General features: G+C 52.5%; 15 protein-coding genes. 11 read left to right on the forward strand and 4 right to left on the reverse strand.

Annotation, left to right across the window (positions count from 1 at the left end; translation table 11 throughout):
* The 3 genes from NSU18_RS02175 to NSU18_RS02185 are packed head-to-tail and all read left to right on the forward strand — an operon-like array spanning position 1 to position 3129.
* Positions 1–915: a carbohydrate ABC transporter permease gene (locus NSU18_RS02175; protein WP_341022275.1), complete on the forward strand. Its 915-nt coding sequence runs from the start codon at positions 1–3 to the stop codon at positions 913–915.
* A complete protein-coding gene (locus tag NSU18_RS02180) occupies positions 899–1747 on the forward strand; it encodes a carbohydrate ABC transporter permease (protein ID WP_341022274.1) in 849 nt (282 codons plus the stop codon). Before NSU18_RS02175 ends, NSU18_RS02180 begins: the two co-directional genes overlap by 17 nt.
* 17 nt (positions 1748–1764) lie before the next feature.
* On the forward strand, positions 1765–3129 hold the full coding sequence (locus NSU18_RS02185) for an FAD-dependent oxidoreductase (RefSeq protein WP_341023348.1): 1365 nt from the start codon (positions 1765–1767) through the stop codon (positions 3127–3129).
* Positions 3130–3647: 518 nt separating this feature from the next.
* On the opposite strand, the gene NSU18_RS02190 is transcribed toward NSU18_RS02185, so the two are convergent.
* Complete coding sequence (locus tag NSU18_RS02190) at positions 3648–4889, reverse strand: MDR family MFS transporter (RefSeq protein ID WP_341022273.1); 1242 nt, start codon at positions 4887–4889, stop codon at positions 3648–3650.
* 141 nt (positions 4890–5030) lie between these two features.
* On the opposite strand from NSU18_RS02190, the gene NSU18_RS02195 reads away from it, so the two are divergent.
* The 4 genes from NSU18_RS02195 (at position 5031) to NSU18_RS02210 (ending at position 10353) form a co-directional block, all read left to right on the forward strand.
* Positions 5031–6815 carry an ABC transporter substrate-binding protein gene (locus NSU18_RS02195; protein WP_341148076.1) on the forward strand — a complete coding sequence of 595 codons (1785 nt, stop codon included), beginning with the start codon at positions 5031–5033 and terminating at the stop codon, positions 6813–6815.
* A 537-nt stretch (positions 6816–7352) separates the two neighbouring features.
* Positions 7353–8357, forward strand: a complete 1005-nt coding sequence (locus NSU18_RS02200; protein WP_341022270.1) for a hypothetical protein — start codon at positions 7353–7355, stop codon at positions 8355–8357.
* A gap of 293 nt (positions 8358–8650) precedes the next feature.
* Positions 8651–9871, forward strand: coding sequence for an aminotransferase class I/II-fold pyridoxal phosphate-dependent enzyme (locus NSU18_RS02205; protein ID WP_341022269.1), 1221 nt, complete (start codon positions 8651–8653; stop codon positions 9869–9871).
* Positions 9872–9996: 125 nt separating this feature from the next.
* Positions 9997–10353 carry a hypothetical protein gene (locus NSU18_RS02210; RefSeq protein WP_341022268.1) on the forward strand — a complete coding sequence of 119 codons (357 nt, stop codon included), beginning with the start codon at positions 9997–9999 and terminating at the stop codon, positions 10351–10353.
* 97 nt (positions 10354–10450) lie between these two features.
* Here the strand turns inward: NSU18_RS02210 and NSU18_RS02215 are convergent, their stop codons facing one another.
* Complete coding sequence (locus tag NSU18_RS02215; RefSeq protein WP_341148077.1) at positions 10451–11401, reverse strand: alpha/beta hydrolase; 951 nt, start codon at positions 11399–11401, stop codon at positions 10451–10453.
* A gap of 136 nt (positions 11402–11537) precedes the next feature.
* On the opposite strand from NSU18_RS02215, the gene NSU18_RS02220 reads away from it, so the two are divergent.
* Entirely contained in the window at positions 11538–12074 is a 537-nt protein-coding gene (locus tag NSU18_RS02220; protein ID WP_341022266.1) for an RNA polymerase sigma factor, read from the forward strand.
* Positions 12071–13453 carry a DUF4179 domain-containing protein gene (locus NSU18_RS02225; RefSeq protein WP_341148078.1) on the forward strand — a complete coding sequence of 461 codons (1383 nt, stop codon included), beginning with the start codon at positions 12071–12073 and terminating at the stop codon, positions 13451–13453. Before NSU18_RS02220 ends, NSU18_RS02225 begins: the two co-directional genes overlap by 4 nt.
* Before the next feature lie 106 nt (positions 13454–13559).
* On the opposite strand, the gene NSU18_RS02230 is transcribed toward NSU18_RS02225, so the two are convergent.
* Positions 13560–14834: an APC family permease gene (locus NSU18_RS02230; protein WP_341022264.1), complete on the reverse strand. Its 1275-nt coding sequence runs from the start codon at positions 14832–14834 to the stop codon at positions 13560–13562.
* A gap of 121 nt (positions 14835–14955) precedes the next feature.
* Here NSU18_RS02230 and NSU18_RS02235 point away from each other — a divergent pair, with 121 nt between their 5' ends.
* Positions 14956–15867: a LysR family transcriptional regulator gene (locus NSU18_RS02235; protein WP_341148079.1), complete on the forward strand. Its 912-nt coding sequence runs from the start codon at positions 14956–14958 to the stop codon at positions 15865–15867.
* Between the two features lie 35 nt (positions 15868–15902).
* On the forward strand, positions 15903–16832 hold the full coding sequence (locus NSU18_RS02240; RefSeq protein ID WP_341022260.1) for a tyrosine-type recombinase/integrase: 930 nt from the start codon (positions 15903–15905) through the stop codon (positions 16830–16832).
* Between the two features lie 280 nt (positions 16833–17112).
* On the opposite strand, the gene NSU18_RS02245 is transcribed toward NSU18_RS02240, so the two are convergent.
* Positions 17113–18042 (reverse strand): L-lactate dehydrogenase, encoded by a 930-nt coding sequence (locus NSU18_RS02245; protein ID WP_341148080.1) that lies wholly within the window; start codon positions 18040–18042, stop codon positions 17113–17115.
* Between the last annotated feature and the right edge of the window lie 93 nt (positions 18043–18135).

Here is an 18135-nt window from a genome sequence, read left to right on the forward strand (position 1 = left end):
ATGAACAGAAAGGTCAAGAGACGAAACAAGGGTCCGCTTGCCCGTGAGGCACAGGTGACCGGATGGCTTTTTATATCGCCTATGCTGCTCGGTTTCACGTTGTTATTGTTATTTCCGATGGGGAAAGCGCTCTATATGAGCTTAAATGACTGGCCGCTGCTTGGAGAGCACCGGTTCGTCGGTCTGGATAATTACAAGGATATTGCGGTGGACCCGCTGTTCTGGAAGGTCTTCGGCAACACGGCTTATTTCACACTGGGTCTGGTGCCGTTTAACATCGTGCTGGCGCTGATGCTGGCGCTGCTGTTATCGAAAAGCTTAAAGGGTATCGGTATCTTCCGTACTGCGATCTTCGTTCCCGTAATGACTTCGCTGATCGTATGGTCCATCGTCTGGAAGTATATGTTCGCCACCGATTCCGGGCTGATCAATCAGCTCTTGATGCTGTTCAACATTAAAGGGGCAGCCTGGCTGTATGACGAGAGACTGGCCATGCCGGCTGTTATTGTGACAAGTGTACTGAAGAACGTGGGGCTAAATATGGTGCTCTTCATCGCTGCGATCCAGCAGGTATCGCGTTCGCTCTACGAGGCGGCTGAGCTGGACGGGGCGGGTAAGTTCAAATCCTTCTTCAACGTTACCCTGCCAATGATTACACCAACCGTATTTTTGACCGTGGTGATGACCGTAATCGGCTCCCTAAAGGTGTTCGGCCAGATCTATGTCATGACCCAGGGCGGGCCGAGTAACAGCACCAAGGTACTGGTCTACTACATCTGGGAAAAAGCGTTCAAGCTGTTCCAGATGGGCTACGCTTCGGCGCTCGCATTTGTGTTGTTCTTTGTCGTATTGATCTTGACTCTGCTGCAGTGGCAGCTGCGAAAGAGGTGGGTATTCAATGAGAGCGACGCTTAAGTCCAGCCGAAAGTGGTCAGCTGCAGGAGTGTATGCCGCGTTAACGGTGGTATCGCTGATTATGCTTGTTCCGTTTCTGTGGATGCTGTCCACATCCTTCAAACGGCCGCAGGATATTTTCACCTACCCGCCGCAGCTGATTCCGCCGGTATTCCAGTTTCAGAATTATGCGGATGTCTTTACACTGATTCCGTTTCACCGCTTCTATTTTAACAGCGTCTATATCTCGTTTGTCGTCGTGGCGGGAACGGTGTTTTTCGCTTCGCTGGCCGGCTATGCATTTGCCAAAATTCCCTTCACAGGAAGAAATGCCGTATTTCTGGTGCTGCTCAGTGCCATGATGATCCCGCATGAAGTGACAGCGATCCCGATGTTCCTGTTCATGCGCGACCTGGGCTGGATTGACACGCATCTGCCGCTGATTCTGTTGCCGATCTTCGGCGCAAGCGGTGTGTTCGGGATTTTCGTGATGCGGCAATTCTTCATTACCGTACCCACGGAGCTTGAGGAGGCGGCGATGATCGACGGCTGCAGCCGGTTCCGCATTTACTGGAAGATCATGCTGCCGATTGCCCGTCCCGGGATGGCAACACTGACGATTTTCACGTTCGTGTCCATCTGGAATGAATTCTTCGACCCGCTTATTTTCATTAATACGCGTGAGCTGATGACCTTGCCGCTCGGATTATCGTTGTTTACAGATGAAGTGGGCACTTCCTGGCATTACCTGATGAGTGCCACCGTTATGGCAACCGTGCCGCTGCTGATCGTCTTCTTCCTGGCGCAGAAGCGGTTCATCGAGGGCGTAGCTATGACAGGACTGAAGGAATAGCACACCGGTAACGAATAATACACCAGAGAGGGGTAGAGGATATGAATTCTGCAATAGAGGCAGATGTCGTTGTCGTGGGGGGAGGCCCGGCAGGAATCACGGCGGCCATCGCCGCCGGACGACTTGGGGCGCAGACGGTGCTCATTGAACGATACGGGTTCGTGGGCGGAATGTCTACCGCTGCTATGGTCTATCCGTGGATGACTTTTCACACGGACTCAGGGGAACAGGTTATTAAGGGCATCGCTCAGGAAATTGTAGACCGGCTGCAGGCCAGCGGCGGTTCGCCGGGCCACCTGCGGGATACGGTCGGCTTCGTGCATACGCTAACGCCGTACCATCCTGAGATTTATCAGGTGGTGGCCACGGATATGCTGCGCGAAGCTGGAGTGAAGCTGCTGCTGCATAGCTTTGTGGATGAGGTGATGGTCAGTGCCGGCGTGATCGAACAGGTGGTAGTGACTAATAAATCCGGTCGTACACCTATAAAAGGGAGCATCTTCGTGGATTGCAGCGGAGACGCCGATGTAGCCAAGCTGTCCGGGGCCGAAACGCTTCAGGGCCGGGAGGGGGACAACCGCTCCCAGCCGATGACGATGAAGTTCAGAATGCGCGGCGTTGATTTGCACAAGGTCAAAGCGTATATGATCAGCCATCCCGAAGAGTTCTACAGCAAAACGCCAATTGCCGAGCTGCCAGACCTGCCACTGACCGGGGTAAGCGGGTTCTACTCGCAATGGAAGCGGGCCGAGGTACCGATTAACCGTGATCAGGTGTTGTTCTTCGCCGGTCCGGCAGACGATGAGGTGCTGATCAACTGCACCCGCGTTCAGGGGCTGGATGCAACGAATGCGGAGGATCTGACCTTGGCTGAACAAGAGGGCCGCAAGCAGGTTCTGCTAATGGCCGAGTTTCTGAAGCGCGACGTTCCGGGCTTCGAACGGGCCTCGATCTCAGCGGTTGCGCCGCAGATCGGCATCCGCGAATCGCGGCGGATCAAGGGCTACTACCAGCTGACCCAAGAAGATGTCATAGAAGGCCGCAAGTTCAGTGATGCCATTGCCCGCAGCGGCTACCCGATCGACATTCACGATCCGTCCGGCAAGGGGGTAACAGCCTCCTTCATCGCGGGAGACGGTGCGTACGATATTCCGTACGGCTGTCTGCTATCCGCCAATGTGTCCAATCTGCTGGCCGCAGGCCGCTGCATCTCGACCTCGCACGAAGCACTGGCCACGACCCGCCTGACACCAAGCTGCATGGCCACGGGCCAGGCGGCCGGAACAGCAGCAGCACTCGCGGCTGCCGCAGGGGTGAAGCCGCAGGCGCTCAATATTCCGCAGCTGCAGGAGCAGCTGAAGCGGGATGGGGTAGTATTATAAGATATAGAGGGCGGGCGACACGCATCGTTATTTACGGTGGGTGTTGCCCGTTTTTTTGCTGGGCGTGGGTGTTATAAGCATATACATTGGCAGCTAGGCCAAATGTGTGTTGAAAACAACATACAATCGGCTAGCGTAAGGTCCATGGACTGATTGTGTGTTAAAAACAGCATACAATCGACTGGTGTGAGGTACATGGGGCCAAATGTGTGTTGAAAACAACATACAATCGACTCGGGTAAGGTATCTGGGCTGAATGTATGTTAAAAACAGAATCTGGTTGGGCTGGTACGACGTTTGGTGCGGCTACTAGTAGTTCAAGCTGACTTTGTGTGGGACTACCCAGCAGAGCTACAAGAGTACGTCGGCAATTAGAAGCAGGGCTGGAATAAAGTACATTGCCATTTAGTAACGTAATAAATGTTATGTTAACTTTTAAGAGATTACTTGCATGAAAGTAAATAACCCCCCAAACCCGTTTTACAGCAGGTCAGGGGATTATTCATGTGGTTAACACCTCAAGCACCAAGCTCACGCTGTGCACTTGCTTCGGCGGCTTCGCGGATGCGAAGTCTTTTATGCGCGGTAATCAGGAAAGGAAGACCGAGCGCCGTGGTCAGCGCAAGCGGTACGAATACAGCAGGTCCATTCAGAGCGCCGAACTGGTCCAGCAGCAGCCCTCCCAGGATAGGGGCCATCACGTTCCCCAGGTTATTGAAGCCAATCGTGCCGAAGTAGGTACCTTTCCATTCCGGCTGCGCAATCCGGTCGATCAGCATATCCATCATGGTGAAGAGCAGGACCTCTCCGACAGTGAATAACACTACACTAAACATCAGCAGCGGTACTCCCCCCGGCAGACCGAACAATAGCAGACTAAGTGCGACACAGCCATTACCCAGGATCAGCGGAACAAGCGGGGGGAAGCGGCTAAATATACGTACAAGCGGGTATTGCACCACCAGTACAGTTACAGCATTGAGCGACAGCATATAAGAGAAAACTTGGCTGCCATTGCTGAAGTGGGGGTTCATCGCGAGAAACTGCGCCAGTGTGGAACTGAAGTGGCCATATCCGAGTACGCAAAAGATAGTTCCCAGCAGAACAGGCAGGAAGACCTTGTCCCGGCCGGTGACTGCGAGCGCATCCAGCAGCTTGGGCGTCCGGGCTTCTCCATGAACCGGCAGGCTGGCACGGTGTACCGAGAATTGCAGGAACAGAACAAGACCATAGGCGATGTACACGATCCCTGCGATTACGAACGGGAAGGTAGACTTGGCGGAGCCGAGCTGGAGGCCGATAATCGGGCCGAAGACCACACCCAGATTCACCGCAGCATACCGCAGGTTGAAGACCAGCAGCTTCTGCTCCGGCGGGGTAATATCCGACAATAATGCCCGTGAAGTCGGTTCAAATACAGCGCGGCACAGTCCGTTGAGCGTGTTCACCAGGAAGAACACCCATATATGCTGCGCCGCCGAGAAGCCGAAGAATACACAGGCCCAGCCGAAGACGGACACCAGCATGACGATCCGGCGCCCGATTACATCTGAGATGTAACCGCCGTAGAAGCTGATCAGCACGCCTGCCAGCGAGCTGACGGCTACTGTGAAGCCGGTCTGGGTGGCGGAAGCGCCTAGCACCTGTGTGAGGTAAATAGATAGAAAAGGAATGCTCATTGAAGTAACCAGCCGCCCGAACATCGTTCCGATGATGATGGTCCAGGCCAGCGGGTGAATGTGGCGCAGATGTTGTTTCATTTGAATCCCGTCTCCTAGTCCATTTTTTGAATGTGAAGCATGCTTCTTATTGAATTATTAAGTATAATTGTATAGATCAAAGGGGGAAATAAAAGTGTAAGATTCTCCGAAGACTTTTCACCTTTAAAAGGAGCGCGATATATGGACACTAGCAGCACACATTATCTCTGTTTGGCCACAGCACTGGTCCCCGCCTTTCCGATCCAGCAGCCGATTCCGGTAACGATTGAGCAATTGACCGGCATCCTGTGCTGCACTCCGCGCAATGTGAAGTTCATCCTGCGCAGGCTGGAAGAGCAAGCCCTGATTGCTTGGGTTCCCGGCAGAGGAAGAGGCCACTGTTCTCAGCTGACTTTGCTGCGCAGCCGGGATGAGGTGCTGGAGGAGCTGTTCCAGGATATGGTAAGCAAAGGCCGGATGAAACACGCTACTGAGCTGATGGCTGAGTATCCGGTCAGTGAGCCGCTGAAGGAACGCCTGCTGGCGGTGCTTGACAAGCAGATGGGACTGCGGAGTGAACCGGACTCAGCATCGGGCCAGGAGGTGCTGCGCATTTCCCGTAACCGTTCGATGGAGAAGCTGGACCCGGCTACCGTTTACACAGCTTTTGAGACGTACCTGCTCGGGCATATTTGCAGTACATTAATTACCTATGATGCGCAGAGCAGAGTATTTCAGCCGGGGCTTGCCCATACGTGGGAGGCCAACGAGAGCCGCACCAGCTATCTGTTCTATCTGCGCAAAGGCGTAAGATTCCACCATGGCCGGATGATGACCTCACGGGATGTCAAAGAGACCTTGCAGCGTCTAATTAACCTTGGGAGCCCTGCAGCCTGTCACTTCAAGGACATTGCACATGTAGAGCTGGAAAGTGATTACCGCATCCGCTTCGATCTGCGGCAGCCTAATCTATTTTTCTTCCATCTGTTCAGCTCAATCTATATGTCTATTCTGCCTTATGATGCCGATTTCTCACAGCATCCGGTCGGAACAGGGCCTTATCAAGTGCTCGATCTGAGCAAGGATGTGCTGGTGCTTGGTGCATTTGATCTCTATTACGGTATCCGTCCGCTGTTGGACCGGGTCGAAATCTGGTATTTGCCGCACTTAGCCTCAAGCGTCCGCCAGTACCAGCTTACGGATGCCAGCGCCGATCAAGGGGGGCTTACTGCTGCTCAGGAGGTTCAGGGCCACAGCATTGAATATCCTTCACTTGGCTGCCGCTACATCATGTTCAACTTCAGAACGGCAGGCATACATCATCAGCTGGCTATCCGTCAGGTGCTGAGAATACTCTATAACCCGCTCTCCATGGTCCGGGAGCTTGGAGGGAGCCGGAGTCTGCCGGCGGACAGCTTCCTTCCCTGGCGGAGCAGCGGGCATCTGTTCAATGAGCCTCCCTTGGAGGAAGCTCAGGCGCTGCTTCGAGCAGGCGGATACCAAGGGGAAGAGCTGAGGCTGGCTTACCGCACCCGCAAAGAGGAGCAGGAGGAGGCGTTATGGCTGCTGGAACGCGGCAGGAGGATTGGATTGAATCTTGTGCTGTATCCGGTCACCGAATATGGGCTGCCAGAGCTGACTCACCATGTGGATCTCTTCATTTGCGAAGAAGTGCTGGAGGACGACTGGCAATGGGGAATGATTAATTATTTCCACAATGAATCCAATTATCTGCATGATCTGTTACTGGACAGCCAGAAGGCGGAGTTAGCGGAGATATTGGAGCCGTTCTCCCGGCTGGCGGCGGAGGAACGCGCGAAACTGCTGGATCTGGCGGAAAGTAAGCTGCGCGATAACTGCTGGGTGATGTATGGCTGCCATATGAACAAGCAGGCGCAATTTAGCCAGAGTCTGTTCGGGCTTGAGGCTGGGTCCTTCGGATTCCTGGATATCTCTAAGCTGTGGGTGAAACCGGGATTTCAGTAGGCAAAAAAGAAACGGCTGCTGTCCGAAGTGGACGTGCAAGCCGTTTCTGAATATGTCCTGCGATGGGCGTAACGTGTAATTCAAACTGCCTGCTGCTGTTTGCCGCCACATTTCTTGAAAACCGTGAGCTTCTCACCCGCAGAATCCAATTAATCTATCTATATACTCAGTTATATAAATTTGGTAAATTGAAAGTGTTAGAATCTTGAGTTTTTAATATGAATTTCAGAGGGGGCTAAATAAACTGAATCCTGAACCAGTATCTGGATAATTCCATGTTTGAGTATGTCTTCTTCACTTGGGTGATTCATAAGATGAGCTAATAAAAGTTACGCTAATGTGCTCTGAGGAAGAGTTAATAAAGCGTATGCGTCAGAATGCAAGAAGCGAGAGTGGAATCGAGAATAGCATCAACCGGTTAGAGAACTACAAAGCATTGAATACACATAAGCTGAATACGAATGGGAAGGATGTGGATGCAATCATAAAGGAATTTCTGCCTATAATAAAAGATCTCAAATCAACAGAGGAGGACAAATGAATCAATTATCTTTTACCCTGTGGAATGATTTGGACCGGTTTGAATGGGGAGATTATAGCGTCCGTGCAGGAAGTTATAAGGGCCGTCAAGCGGCATATCTCGAACAAGCAGGTTCCGCCGTGTTCCTTTGCGAGGACATCACGTTTCCTTGCTATCGTCTTCAAGCTGAGGTTGCGATTCCTGGAGAAGTAGGCTTTGTTGGACTTATATTCGGTGCAAAAGATGAACTTAATTATGAGCTGGTCTATTTGGCTCCAGTCGAAATTCAATACGACCCCGTGATGAATGGCTCAATGACCTGGCAAATTTACAATGGCCCTAAGTATCAAAAGCCGCTGCCCGATACGACGGGAAAATGGGTGAATTTCGCCGTGGAGGTGCAACCTGAAGGTGCAAGGGTCTATATGGGGGAAGAGACAGCTCCTCAACTGGTGATTACTGATCTTCAGCACGGAGTTCCTGCCGGAAAGATAGGGTTCTGGGGATTCGCTCCCTGTTATATACGCAATCTAGTGATCGAAGAAATACAACCGGCCCCTATCCTGCGAACTGAAACAGATCTACAGCAGTTGTCCGCAGATACCTTCGTAACCGAATGGATGGTTTCCGCATCCTCCGGTAGCGACTGGAGAAGAGCCGTTGTAGAAGAGAATGGAATCCTGAACTTCAATCGCTGCTTCACCGCCAAGCAAGGGAGCGTGGTGCGGGCAAGAAGCACCTTCCATCTTCCTGAAGAGACAGAGAGTTACGTATCGCTCAGTTTCAGTGACCAAGTGCGTGTCTGGATTAATGAAGAAGAAATCTACCAGGGAACTTGGGTTTGGAATCCTCCTGTAAGTGATGGGCGTATTCGTTCAGATTATGCCAGGGTGCCGGTTCAGTGGAGAGCTGGAAGGAACACCATTCGCGCTGAGGTGATGAACACAGAGCAGTTTGGCTGGGGACTCTCTGTACGGACCGGACTGTCCAACATGGAATACATAACCGAAGAGGCTGAATGATCCATGCTTAATCTATGAATAATGATCGTTAAGTTGATAGGGCTGCGCCATCCATAGGGACGGTGTGGCCTTTTCTATGAGTAAGACGTCAATCATGCTTGTACCACAGAATAATGGCCATATCTGCGTCAAAAAAACAGCATATAACATAAATTATACGCTGTTTCACTTCAGATCCAATTTTATATCACTTTACGCACTAGTTGTCGCCTTAAATAGAGTGATTTTAGTAGAATAATGAGTCTCGAACCCATGCTATACTATTCTAAAAAACATACGTTGGAGGGAGTCCATTGATTCATAGCAGCAAGCAGCATAAATGGAGATCAGACAAGCTGGCTCATCTGGGATCATCGATCTTTGCCGAGGTGGCGGCCTGGAAGTCGGAAGCCCGGCAATCGGGCCTGGGCATCATCGATCTTGGAATTGGCAGTCCGGACCGGGCGCCTCTGCCCGGGATTCGTCAGACGTTAAGTGATGCAGTGCTTCGGGAGGATAGTTATGCTTATCCGTCGTCCAAGGGGAGTGCAGTGTTCCGCAATCAGGCGGCGAGATGGATGCAGTGGCGATTCGGTGCAGAGGTAGATCCGGAGGAGGAAATTGTGTCCCTGATGGGTTCGCAGGATGGACTCTCGCATTTGGCCCTGGCGATCTGCAATCCCGGCGATCTGGCGATTGTGCCAGACCCGGGTTATCCTATTTATTCAGGGGCACTAGCTATAGCGGGGGTTAGGTCTTGGCCGCTGCCGCTTTTGGAGGAGAATGCGTTCCGGCCGGATCTGGAGCGAATTCCCGATGAGGTATGGAGCGAAGCTTCATTTATTCTGCTCAGTTTTCCCGGCAATCCGATTTCGGTTACGGTGGATCTGGCTTATATGGAGCGGCTCGTGGAGCTTGCCCGGAAGTGGGATGTGCTGGTTGTACATGATCTGGCGTATTCAGAGATGGGGTTCGATGGATACCGGCCGATCAGCATCCTCCAGGTGCCTGGGGCGCGTGATACCGCCGTTGAATTCCACTCCTTCTCCAAAAGCTTCAACATGGCCGGCTGCCGCATCGGCTTCATGGCGGGGAATGCTCAGGCCGTCGGGGCGCTGCGGGAGCTGAAAAGCAATGTGGATTACGGCGTCTTCGAGCCGGTTCAGGAAGCGGCGGTTGTGGCACTGGAGCAAGCGATGGACTCTGGACCCGACCAAGGAGTGGCTGCGCTGTATGAGCGGCGGCGGAATCTTGTGGTGGAGGCGCTGCACCTTGAAGGGTGGGCGGTGCCCTCGCCGGAAGCTACTATGTTTATTTGGGCCAAGCTGCCGGATGCCTATGGAATTCAAGGAGAAGCGGGAAGATCGCGCCGTTTCGCGCATGACCTGCTGCTGAGAACCGGGGTAGCGGTGATTCCGGGAGATGCTTTTGGCAGCCAGGGGGAAGGGTATGTGCGGATCGCACTGGTAGAGGAGGAGGAGCGTCTGCTGGAAGCTACCAGGAGGATCGGGAAGTTTCTGCGTTCAGGCAGGTAAGGTAGAGAAGTGCTATTGAGAAATATCGTTGAGTAACATAATCATTATTATGTTAACCTGTATAATTCGTAGATCTTAATTCTGGGTAATAAGGATCAACTACAGTTATTCAGGAGGTTGACCTTATGGGATTTAACATTGGAGGATTAGGCGATAAATTGCAAGGAGTAGTTGGTTCCCTCAAAGAAGGTAAGGTAGGAGAGCTGCTGCAGAAATTACCGCTAGACAAGCTGCCTGTCGAGCAACTGCTGCAGAAGCTCCCGCTGGAGCAGCTGCTATCCAGTTCTTTTCTGCAAAAGTTCACTCCGTTCGAGTCCCTAAAGGATCTGCTGCAAAAAGGGGGATTCTCTGCCGGTTCGGCAGAGGAGATAAAGTCGCTCCCGCAGGATCAGCTGGATGAGCATGTATCGAAGACTACTTCCTTCGGTTCACTGAAGGATATGCTGATCAAAGCAGCGGAGTTCTATTCACAGCGGAAATAGAGGATACCGATAAGCTGATATACATGAAACGAAAAGAAGCCCGCAGCGGAGTGATGTTCCGTTACGGGCTTTCTTCTATCATAGGTGATCGCAGGGGTTATTGCTTCAACCAAGCCGTTGCCAGCAGCAAAGCTCCCTGGTTAGCCTTAGTGTCTGCCAGCGCGTTCAGCATCACGAAATCGTGGATAATGCCCTGGAAGCGCACCGCCGTAACGGGAACGCCTGCTTCGCGAAGCTTATTCGCATAAGCCTCCCCTTCATCACGAAGCACATCGGCTTCACCAGTGATAATTAGGGCTTCCGGCAGACCGCTAAGCTGGTCCAGACTGGCCCGCAGCGGAGATGCTGTAATCTGTGCCCGCTCCTCAGGATCGGTGGTATATTGATCCCAGAACCACTTCATCCCTTCGCGCTGGAGGAAATAGCCTTCCGCGAACTGATGATACGATTCGGTATCGAAGGAAGCATCTGTAACCGGATAGAAAAGCAATTGCTTAGCGATGGCCGGACCGCTGCGTTCTTTGGCCATCAGGGTGATGGCTGCCGTCATGTTGCCGCCGACACTGTCTCCGGCGACACTCAGCCTGGTTGCATCCAGCCCGTACGTGGAGCCTTCACTAGCAATCCACTCCAGAACCGCGTAGATTTCTTCAATAGCCGTTGGATATTTGGCTTCCGGGGACAGGCTATATTCCGGGAAGACCACGGCAGCACCCGTACCCACAGTCAGCTCGCGGATGAGCCGGTCATGCGTGTGGCTGTTGCCGAAGACCCAGCCTGCTCCATGAATGTAGAGAATGACCGGCAGGGAAGTGCCGGAGGTGCCTACCGGACGGACAATGCGGACCTTCACTTCACCGCCTGGACCGCCCGCTATAGTCAGATCCTGAAGATCTGCCTCAGGTTTTTCGATATCGCCAGCCTGAACGGTGTTGACCGTTTCGCGGCCTTTTTCCGGACCCAGATCGGGCAGGAAGGGAGGCTTGGCATTATCATCGGCGAATTTCTGAGCTGCTGGTTCAAGAATAACTTTTGTATGATCAGACATAGTTTATAGTCTCCTTCTTCTAGCAGATTAGGGCAAGCTCTTCTCATCCATAACCGCCAGACAAGTTTCTGAAACGTAAAGCGAACGGATGTCCCGGGTCAAAGCGTATATCCAGTAAGAAAGGGGGGAAGCGAGCGTGAAGGATTATCCCATCACAGAACAGCAGGCCAAGGACATGTTTGAAGCACACTCCGCTTATATTTATGGGATTGCCCTTATGATGACCAAGCAGCGGGTGCTGGCCGATGATATTACCCAGGAGACTTTTCTGCGTGCTTTTGCAAAATATCATTTATACGATCCCTCCAGGCCGCTTCGGCCTTGGCTGTACCGGGTTGCCGTCAATACGTCACGTAATCTGCTGCGCAGGAAGACTTGGATACAACTGCTGGCGGGCGTTCCTATAGAGGGAAAAGAGCACTCCGCCGAGAGCTTCGCTCTGCATAGTGAGAATCAGCTGGAGTTATGGCAGGCGGTCAGCCATCTGTCCGCGAAGCTGCGCGAAGTGATCACCCTGCACTATTATGCGGGATTATCGCTTCCCGAAACCGCAGAGGTATTAAGTATTCCGCTGGGAACCTGCAAGTCCAGGCTTCATGCGGCACTGCGCAAGCTGAGGGAATGCGGAGATCTTGACCCCGGCGCGCTGATGATGAAGGAGGGGCTTAAATGACGACAGCTAAGGACAGGCTGGATGCTCAATCCGAGGCCGTAACCGCACAATTGCAAAAAGAAGCTGAACATATGATACTCAGTATGCCTTCTTCTGTACATTTTGATGAATTGTGGCAGCTACATATAGGAAGAGTAAAGGAAGCTCCAAGGGACAGAGGCCGGTTATCACTGTACAAGAAGTGGGTCATCGGCACCACAGCTGCGCTGGCGGCTACAGCCGGATCAATTATTGGGATCGGATTCATCTCACCCCCGGTTGCTGAAGCGCTGCGTGTTATTCCGTTCTTCGATTATCTGTATGACAAAGGAGCCGACCGCGGGGAGTTGAGGCCGATTGCGGAGAAGCATCTCAGTAATCCGGCAGGTGCGCTGGTTACCGATAAAGGTATTACCTTCAATCTGGTAGAGGAATACTATGACGGTATTTCATTAGTGATTAATTATGAGGTGACCTACCCATCATCGTCAGCGCCCATTACCGGCAAGGAAGCGGCAGTCTTCTATAAGCTTAATTTCGAAGGACATGATCCGCAAAGAATCTCGTCTCATGATTTTACGATTACAGGAGATCACACCTTCGTAGGTACAACCCGTCTAAGCTTTGGGGACAAGGATCTCCCGGATCAGCTTAGGCTTAATATGAGTGTTGATTGTATCGGGACAACGAGGGGGAACTGGGATGTATCTGTCCTGCTGGATAGGGGGAAGAGCGCTGCGATAAGTACAACTGTTTATCCTAATGACTTGGACTTTATGTACGATAACTCACTTTACACTGTAGACAAGCTAACTCTTGGTCCAGTAACTTCGCAAGTTATTTTGATGAAAAGATATCCTCATCCATCTCTTTACGCAATGCTTGAAGATGATATTGGGACCTTGTATATGAATCAGGGTGGAGATGGAGCGACTGAAGAGTACTATTATTTCAACTTCTCACCGCTGACTGAATTTAATCCCAAACCGGAATATATGACACTGGTTATCGCTGAAACAGAGAACAATAATCAAGTTAAATCGTATAAAGATCGTCAGCGCTTGAGTGGTCCACTCCCGCTGACACTAAAGGGGAATGAGGGAGGAAGCGTTACAATTACGGCTGTTGAATATGAGGAGAAGCAGACGGTTGTATACTATGAGGCCAGTCAGGTGATGAGCCAGTTAACTTCAATAACCCTACAGGAAGGACACGATCAGCCGATTTTACAGATAGGAACGCGGGTACGAATGAGTAAAGATAAACTGGCATTTAAGCTGCTTTTCCCGCCAGTGCAGCCTTCTGACAATCTTGAGATTATAACCGAGTACTTCTCATATCCAGAGGATATGCAGCAATTCCGTCTGCGGATTCCGGTTCAGTGGACCAAAAGCTGCTGAAATTCAACGTTTATAAATGAATGGCCGCGCCTGTCCTGTCATGGATGGGCGTGGCCATTTTTAAGTATGTGCATTGATAGTACCCTCGAGTCAGACTTAAATCCCCTCACCGCTCCCCCACACGCCTTACCCCGAATCTCAAATAGTCCACTCCGGCAAACACCACTGTAATCAGCAGCGGGTACAGAATCGCCCACCCTGTGAACGGGAACACGGCCAGTGTGGCGGCAAAAGAAATGAAGCTGATTGTTACGCCTGCACGGCTGCCGCGCAAGAGGCGAATACCGGCGGCGCAGCCCCCAATATAGGTAAGAATGAAGGTGGCGTTGGGGAAGGTAATCAGTGTGGTTAACGATAGCGCCCCACTGCCGTAGAGCGACAATATCAGGGTGAAGCAGAGCGCCAGGAAGCCGATTGCTCCCACAGGCGTCTGATAACGACTCGATAAAAGCCCCATCCAACCCGGAGCATAGCCTTGCCGGGACAAGGCATAAGCCACGCGTGAAGCTGCGCCTGCATAGGCAATGATCGTCGCTGTGCAGATGAAGAGACCCGTGAGTCCGGCGATGAAGCCGCCCCATGCCCCGAGCGGCTGACTGATGATCCAGAGCAGGGAGCTATCTGCTCCGCCGTGCAGATAGCTCTGCGTACCAACGGTAGCAAGTGCGGAGAGGAAATACAGGACGCCCACAATGATGGCTGCGATGGTCACACCCTTAACCGCAGCCCGTTCAGGCTCCTTGAACTCTTCGGACAGATGCGAAACGGCTTCCCAGCCGATGAAGCACCAGAAGAGGAGAGCCGCCGCCTGCCCGACGCTCATCCAGCCATGCGGCGCAAACGGAGTGAAGTGGGCACGCTCCATCCCAGGAAGCGCAGCGGCAAAGGAGAAGACCAGTACGGCAACTATAGCGATGACCACAGCAATTTGTACTTTACCGGCGACCTGCATGCCGATCCAATTCGTTAGGAGTCCAATCACCAGCATCCCGGCGGCAAGGGCGATTCTTGCCGGATCACCCCAGCCCATCGCTGCGGTCATGTATCCTGCACCGGTCAATGCGGCGACTGGCGCACCGATCGGAACGGACATCAGGAAGAACCAGCCGACCAGAGCCCCGGCCTTTGGCCCGAAGGCTAGTGTAACGAAGTGGGAGACGCCCCCGGCGTTAGGGAACTTGGCAGAGAGCAGGCCCATGGATAAGGCAAGCGGAAGAATGAGCAGAGTCATGAAGCCCCAGGCCAGCAGCGAAGCAGGGCCAGCCATCTCGGCGGCCAGTCCGGGTACAATTAAAACCCCTGAGCCGAGGACAGCACCGATGTATAAAGCAATGGCCTGAGGCATACCGATGGTACGCCCTAACGAGTTGTGTTTCTTCATATGTATTAATCCCGCTTTCCTTGTATTTAGTTATAGAGTATCAGATAATAGATCCATTGGAAAACCGGAATTAACAAATAACATCCATTCGAAAAACCGATGGGTCAAAGGGAGGTCCGCCATGGAATCGAAGCATCTGTTCACCTTTCTCGTTGTGGTAGAGACCGGCAGCTTCACCCGCGCTGCGCAGAAGCTGGATTATGCCCAGTCCAGCATTACCGCTCAGATTCAGGCGCTGGAAGCAGAGCTGAAGCAGCCCCTGTTCGACCGGATCAGCAAAAAGATTATGCTCACGGATGCAGGCCGCCGCTTGCTGCCGTATGCCCAGGAAATCTCCAAAATGCACACGATGGCTGAGAATGCCCTCCGGTCCGGGAGCGAAATAACCGGTTCGCTGCGGATTGGCGCACCGGAATCCCTGGCGGCCTTCCGGCTTCCCGGTATTATTAAGGATTTCCGCAGCCGTTATCCTCAGGTGCAGATTACCCTGAAGCCGGGAGCTTGCTGGGAGCTGACCGAATTCATCCGCTCCGGGGAGCTGGATCTGGCCTTCCTGCTGCAGCCGGAAACAGAATATAAGGATATGTACTGTGAGACGCTGATTCATGAAGCCATGGCTCTGGTGGCTCCGCTGGATCATCCGCTGCTGGAGCTTGCTGAAGTGGAGCCGCAGCAGCTGAAGAATGTAACCATTCTGCATACCGAGGCGGGCTGCACCTATCGCACCTTATTTGAACGTCATCTGAACAGCCACGGCGTCTTTCCTGATCCGAATCTGGAGTTCTGGAGCATTGAAGCGATCAAGCAGTGCGTGATGGCCGGCCTCGGCCTCTCATTTCTGCCGCAGATTACGGTACAGCGCGAGCTGGCGGAAGGCAAGCTGGGCCGGCTGAACTGGAATGACCAGTCGCAGCGGGTAGCCACCCAGATCGCTTACCATAACAAGAAATGGAAGTCTCCTGCCCTCAGTGAGTTCCTCAGAATGGTAGAGAAGCATGCTGCCGGATGGAGGGAAGCTGCTGCGGAGGAATGATATAATAGTTGTACTTATGAGGGAGGGGACAGATTATGAATGAGCTGGAGTTAACATACGAAGAAGAGCTGGAGGCCTTCCTGATCTGGATGAAGGATGCCGGTTATACAGCGCACACCCAGAAATCCTACCTTGCCGATGTGCGGGAATTCCTGAACAGTCTGAACGGCAGGGAGCTGGGAACGGTAAAAAAACTGCATGTGGTGTCCTACCTGACCTCGGTCCGTGAGCGGGGCGTCAGTGATTCCACCCGTAACCGCAAGCATGCCTCGGTCAACTGTCTGTTCAAGGCACTGTCCGAGCTGGAGCTGTTATCTATTAATCCTGCGGCAGGCATCAAGAAATCCAAGACCGACAAAAACCGTGAGCCGGTCTATCTGGAGGAGCAAGAGCTGGAGCGTTTCCTCTCGGCGGTGAACGGCAAGTACAGAAGCCGCAATCTGGCAGTCTTCCTGCTTATGTCCTATATGGGGCTGCGGGTTGGGGAAGTACATACGCTGAATCTGAGTGATTACAATGTAGACAGACGTTCCCTGCGGGTCTTCGGCAAAGGGCGCAAATGGCGGGGCATTCCGGTGCCGGAGGATGTGGCCCCTTATCTTGATCAGGCGGTTGCAGACCGGCTGGTCCCTTGGCGGAGCAAAGAAGAGGCGATGTTCATCTCGCAGAAGGGCCGCAGACTGTCGATCCGGGGAATTCAGGGCATTGCTGCGGATACCTTCAGCCGCTTCCAGAGCGGACTGCCCTCATCACAGCAGCGTGCCTATTCGAGTCATAAGCTGCGTCATTCATTCGCCACCATGCTGCTGCGTAAAGGGGCAGATCTGCGGACCGTGCAGGAGCTGCTGGGTCACTCGTCCATTCAGACGACTACAGTTTATACGCATATTACGAGCCGGGAGAAGGAAGAGGCGATGTCCCGGCTGCAAATCAGCAGCCCTGATAAGCTGAGCGGCAGCCTGTAATCGGCTTGTCCAGCATTCATATCACTTGAAGTATGAACTTTTGTTCATACCCTAACGCATAAATTACATGGAATGTGCATTTTTATGATGACAACTTGTCTATGAATTGCTACCATGAGAAAGGGAAAAACGGATTGTGAAATCAACCGCAACATTCACTTTAGTCGCTTAACGCGTCTTCGCGGTTTGTAAATGCTTGGATGCTTAGATTTCAATGCTTAGATTTCAAAAAAAGGCCGCCAATCCCTGCGGATTGGCGGCCGGCTTGTTTCGGCTGAAATTACAGCTCCAGCTTGGCAATTTCACTCTTGAGCTTGTCAGCGGACTGCTGGAATAAGCTCTGTTCTTCTTCGCTGAGCGGAAGATCCAGTACCTCACGCACCCCGGAGCGGTCTACAACACATGGAGCGCCGAGGAACACATCGGAGACGCCGTTGTAGTTGTTCAGCAATGTGGAGACATTCAGAACGGAGCCTTCATTGTTCAGGATGGACGCTACAATGCGGTCCAGTGCGAGCGCGATGGCGTAGGAGGTCGATCCCTTGGCATCGATTATTTCGTAAGCGGCATTCTTCGTATCCTCGAAGATTTCTTTGCGTTCGGCTTCATCGAAGCCCAGATCAATCCCGGCGACATTGGCGAGACTCCAGACCGGCAGCTCGGAATCGCCATGCTCCCCGATGATCTGTCCATGAATGCTGCGCGGATCAATCTCCTTGTGCTTTCCGATCAGGTAACGGAAGCGGGCGCTGTCGAGGACCGTTCCTGAGCCGATAACCCGTCTGCGGTCGAAGCCGCTGATCTTCAGGGTAGCGTATGACAGGATATCGACCGGATTGGTTGCAATCAGCAGGATGGCATGATGATTGTATTTCGTGATTTTCTGGATGATATCTTTGAAGATCGAGATGTTCTTGCGGAGCAGGTCGATCCGGGTTTCACCAGGCTTCTGGGAGGCTCCGGCTGTGACGATAATAATGTCGGCTTCGCGGCAATCCTCATAGGTACCGGCCCATAGCTTCACGCCTCCTACAAAAGGCATACCATGGTTCATATCCAGCGCTTCACCAAGCGCCTTCTGGTGGTTCACATCAATTAGTACAAGCTCGGGCATGCGCTTACGCAGCAGCAGCGTATAGGCTGTAGTGGTTCCGACTGCACCGGTACCGATGACTACAACACGATTGGGCTTAAATGGGGCCATGTTCAATCTCCTCCAGCATTTGTATTTTGGTAGTATAAGGAAGGCAGAGCCGTTCCACTTGCTGTCCAATCTTATCCATCATAATCGCTAGGGATAGTG

The sequence above is a fragment of the Paenibacillus sp. FSL H8-0048 genome, from assembly GCF_038002825.1.
Lineage (GTDB): Bacteria > Bacillota > Bacilli > Paenibacillales > Paenibacillaceae > Paenibacillus_AQ.

Excerpts from the sequence above, each read along its gene's own strand:
- NSU18_RS02215 (WP_341148077.1), bottom strand. The coding sequence starts at position 11,401 with ATGTCTGATCATACAAAAGTTATTCTTGAACCAGCAGCTCAGAAATTC.
- NSU18_RS02225 (WP_341148078.1), top strand. The coding sequence starts at position 12,071 with ATGACGACAGCTAAGGACAGGCTGGATGCTCAATCCGAGGCCGTAACC.
- NSU18_RS02195 (WP_341148076.1), top strand. The coding sequence starts at position 5,031 with ATGGACACTAGCAGCACACATTATCTCTGTTTGGCCACAGCACTGGTC.
- NSU18_RS02240 (WP_341022260.1), top strand. The coding sequence starts at position 15,903 with ATGAATGAGCTGGAGTTAACATACGAAGAAGAGCTGGAGGCCTTCCTG.
- NSU18_RS02210 (WP_341022268.1), top strand. The coding sequence starts at position 9,997 with ATGGGATTTAACATTGGAGGATTAGGCGATAAATTGCAAGGAGTAGTT.
- NSU18_RS02180 (WP_341022274.1), top strand. The coding sequence starts at position 899 with ATGAGAGCGACGCTTAAGTCCAGCCGAAAGTGGTCAGCTGCAGGAGTG.
- NSU18_RS02200 (WP_341022270.1), top strand. The coding sequence starts at position 7,353 with ATGAATCAATTATCTTTTACCCTGTGGAATGATTTGGACCGGTTTGAA.
- NSU18_RS02230 (WP_341022264.1), bottom strand. The coding sequence starts at position 14,834 with ATGAAGAAACACAACTCGTTAGGGCGTACCATCGGTATGCCTCAGGCC.
- NSU18_RS02190 (WP_341022273.1), bottom strand. The coding sequence starts at position 4,889 with ATGAAACAACATCTGCGCCACATTCACCCGCTGGCCTGGACCATCATC.
- NSU18_RS02235 (WP_341148079.1), top strand. The coding sequence starts at position 14,956 with ATGGAATCGAAGCATCTGTTCACCTTTCTCGTTGTGGTAGAGACCGGC.
- NSU18_RS02175 (WP_341022275.1), top strand. The coding sequence starts at position 1 with ATGAACAGAAAGGTCAAGAGACGAAACAAGGGTCCGCTTGCCCGTGAG.